General features: G+C 48.0%; 6 protein-coding genes. 4 read left to right on the top strand and 2 right to left on the bottom strand.

Annotation, left to right across the window (positions count from 1 at the left end; translation table 11 throughout):
* Positions 1-674: DNA gyrase modulator (locus QXE01_12190; protein ID MEM4971999.1), on the bottom strand; the 674-nt coding region annotated here is incomplete at its 3' end.
* A gap of 145 nt (positions 675-819) precedes the next feature.
* On the opposite strand from QXE01_12190, the gene QXE01_12185 reads away from it, so the two are divergent.
* Both QXE01_12185 and QXE01_12180 read left to right on the top strand, forming a co-directional pair.
* Entirely contained in the window at positions 820-1,131 is a 312-nt protein-coding gene (locus tag QXE01_12185; protein MEM4971998.1) for an ASCH domain-containing protein, read from the top strand.
* A gap of 13 nt (positions 1,132-1,144) precedes the next feature.
* Complete coding sequence (locus QXE01_12180; GenBank protein MEM4971997.1) at positions 1,145-2,041, top strand: hypothetical protein; 897 nt, start codon at positions 1,145-1,147, stop codon at positions 2,039-2,041.
* Between the two features lie 3 nt (positions 2,042-2,044).
* Here QXE01_12180 and QXE01_12175 read toward each other — a convergent pair whose 3' ends face one another.
* The gene (locus QXE01_12175; protein ID MEM4971996.1) at positions 2,045-2,689 is read right to left on the bottom strand and encodes an MBL fold metallo-hydrolase; all 645 of its coding nucleotides are present in this window, start codon (positions 2,687-2,689) and stop codon (positions 2,045-2,047) included.
* 13 nt (positions 2,690-2,702) lie between these two features.
* Between QXE01_12175 and QXE01_12170 the strand changes: the two genes are divergently transcribed.
* Complete coding sequence (locus QXE01_12170) at positions 2,703-2,825, top strand: hypothetical protein (protein ID MEM4971995.1); 123 nt, start codon at positions 2,703-2,705, stop codon at positions 2,823-2,825.
* 160 nt (positions 2,826-2,985) lie between these two features.
* On the top strand, positions 2,986-3,518 hold a 533-nt coding region (locus tag QXE01_12165; GenBank protein MEM4971994.1), incomplete at its 3' end, for an iron-containing alcohol dehydrogenase.

Raw genomic sequence — 3,518 nt, 5'->3', positions numbered from 1 at the left:
GTTGCCTTTAGAGCCTTCCTAGCTGTTTCACTCACCTCCCTAGCGAAGCCAGCCCAGTCATATCTCTCTATATATTCCCAGCCAGCAACCATGGATCTGCTATCGTGGAGCCTCTCCATAGACCCTGCCTCACCAGCAACACTTGTATGGGAGATCCCAACAGCTGTGACGCTCCAGGAGACATCAGCATCGCTAGATATAAAAGCCCTTACATCCCTCTGAATCCCCATCATAGTCACAGCCGATTTTATACCATCTACGCCGAGCCCCGCCCTATTTGTCTCGAGAACAACCCTGATCTTATCCTCTGGAGGGACTAGCAAGGGATCCTTTAAATATATAGAGGATCTAGACCCCCTTATAAACCCCCTATCAGCAAACACAACCTCCTCCTGCGTGGCTTTTGCAGCCGAAATAGCGTTGGCCACAGCCTCCCTTAGATCTTCTCTCTCGAGGGAATTTGTAGATGCAAAGCCAAGCCTACGGCCATATATAACTCTAACCCCGACCCCAGCCCTTCTCGTGATTGAGTAGTCCTTGAGAACACCGTTATCGGCTCTCAAAAGCTCGTAGTAATATATGTGGAGCCTTGCCTCTGCATAGCTAGCCCCAAGTGATTCTGCATATCTAACAGCCTCCCTCAGAACATCGAGATCATATCGAGCATCAATCATAGCTAGTACATACCCCTTATCAATATCCAAGTAGAGTTTAAAAGGGTTGGGCTTCTAATATGTATCACAAATATGGTAGAGGTGTATCGCTAGGAGATGCTTGGGAATCCCTATAAGCCTTTAACAATCTATATAATTGGTTGATATGAAGCGATTGGTGTTTAGGCTTAGCTATGCCGAGAATATATTGAAGGGTGAGAAGAGATCTACTATAAGGCTTAAATCCAACTACAGAGTCGGCGAGATAGTAGATATATATGTTGGCACTGCAAGGGTTGGGAGGGCTGTTATAAAGCATATTGAGAAGAAGAGGCTATCAGATCTGAGTGATGAGGATGCAAAGCTAGATGGTTTTAGAGATAGAGCCGAGCTTCTGAAGGAGCTCATGAAGATCTATGGTAAGAAGGTTCTCAGCAAAAACCCAGAGCTATATATCATACACTTCCAACTCCTGTAGGATGGTATAGGCATTGGATCTCTCAATCCCCATGGCCTTTCTAGCATCAGCAATGATCTCATATAACAACTCGGTAGTAGTTGCAGGCCCACTCATATCTATGGGGATAGATAGGAGGATAGCTAGGATAGCCTCGGGGATCTCGATAGCATTTGGAGCCCTCGCCCTCGGCTGGGCTATGAAGACGCCCCAGAGATGTGGGTGGGATAGCGCCCTGGGAGCCTATATAGCTATCCTGATCCCAATGCTCTTCTCAACATATCTCGGAATACCATTCTCAGCTTCGATAGCCCTGATAGGATCCAGGGTGGGTGGTGATCTAGCGGTAGGCCTTATCGACTATACATGGATCACAGGGACATCTATACTCTGGCTAGCCTCAGGGCTTCTAGTATTTATACTCACCATCGCCATCTACAAGATCCTAGGCATGGCACTGTGGAGCACAAAGAGAATCTCCCCCATCCTCGGAGCATCGAGAGCTGTTGTAGCCATGCTCTCAATCGCCTCAGGGATCCTGCTGGGGGGAAACACGCTGGGGTTTCTCAGTAGCCTTGAATGCCATAGACTCCTATGGCTAATAGCTCTTGGAGGAGCCGCAGCCTCGCTCCCAGGCTCTGCCATGCTTGAGGGTATGTTTAGATGGTTCTCTGTGAGGCATCTCTCCGCATCATCTATACAGATATCAGTTGTAGCTGGGATCGCAATTGCAACCCTCCTCGGGCTACCCCTCTCCCACACATATGCCCTCATGCTCTCAGCAGCTGGCTATTCAGCCTCATCTGGTATGAGCATATTCTCTAGGAAGCAGCTTTTGAGGGCTGCTAAGAGCTGGATATGCTCCCTAGCTATTGGAATGGCGATATCGTGGGGGGTAGGGGTTTTAAAGGTATATCTAGCCCTTGCCTGAAGATCACTCAAGATATCTAGGTATCTTTGGATATTTAGACCATAGATCTGGATCGTGGGCTATGACAAGCTTATACCTATCAATCCTCTCCCAGATCTTTATCTGCTTGACGAATGTAAGCCACTCATCATAATCCCCTAAGAGCCAGCCCTTAGACTCAAGCTCCAGCTCCCTGGGGATATGTATGTGATCCGCTGTGAAGAAATAGTTATTACCCCTATTAGTCCTCACAGCAAGCGTCATATGCCCAGTTGTATGTCCCCCAGAGAAGTATAGCCTCACCCCCTCTGTGAGCTCAAACACAGGTAGATCTACTATATACCAGTTAGCACCCTTCAGAGGCTCGAGATTAGCTGACTGATAGGCTCCCTCCTTACCAAGCCAGAGCATCATTAGGGCTGTCTGGAGCTCTCTCTTATGAACTATAAGGGGTGTCTTTAGATCTCTAAACGCTACTGTCTGCCCCACATGATCGAAGTGGAGGTGTGAGTGTATAACCGCAGCTATATCCTCTAGCCTCAACCCTATCTGCCTAAGCTGGTTCTCGATCCTATTCTCCTCGCTATATCTTATAAATGGGAATGCCTCCATAACATTCCTAGTATGTGTCTTCCAAGCATCTAGAGCAACACCTGTATCGAATAGTATATAGCCGACATCCGTGTCTAGCAGAGCTCCAGAGACTGGGATCTCGATCCAAACCCTCTTAGGCTCTCTCTCGCTATATGTCGTAGCACCCCAGCCAGGGAGGAACCACCCACCATCGCCTGCGAGCCATCCATAGTCTAGGAGATATATTCTTCTAACACCCAGGGGAAATCACCATGTTACCACAGCCTAGGAGCTTTATATGCTTTCACCGCATAGAGATATATCCATACCAGCTGATCAGCGTCTCTTACTTATATCTGATGATAAGGTAAATATATGTTGGGGCTCGATATATGGGAGATCCATATATAGTATATTCCGAGTCCATCGATGCCGTGTTCACAATATCCCTTCCACAGACGATAAAGTTTGGCATGGGTGTCCATAGAGAGGCTGGTTATGAGGCTAAGAGGCTGGGGGTTAGAAGGGCCCTGCTGGTTGTTGGTAAGAGGCTTGTGGATTCTCGGATAGCCCGTGATGTGATATCCTCGCTAGAGTCCGAGGGTATAGGGGTTGAGGTGTTCAGCGATGTTAGGATAGAGCCTGAGGATGAGGAGCTGATCGAGGGGTATAAGAAGATAAGGGATCTTAGGATCGATGGCTTCATAGCCCTTGGAGGAGGATCGACGATAGATACAGCAAAGATCCTAGATCTACTCTACAGCTATCCAGCCCCTCTAGAGGATTATATAAATAGGCCTATTGGGAAGGGGCTAGCACCGCCAGGGCCTCTGAAACCCCTGATAGCGATCCCAACCACAGCTGGTACTGGGAGTGAGAGCACATCTGTAGCTGTTCTAGATGTTAAGAGGCTCAGGGTTAAAAC

The sequence above is a fragment of the Sulfolobales archaeon genome, from assembly GCA_038897115.1.
Taxonomy (GTDB): Archaea; Thermoproteota; Thermoprotei_A; order Sulfolobales; family AG1; genus AG1.
This window is presented reverse-complemented; position numbering and strand designations above follow the sequence as displayed.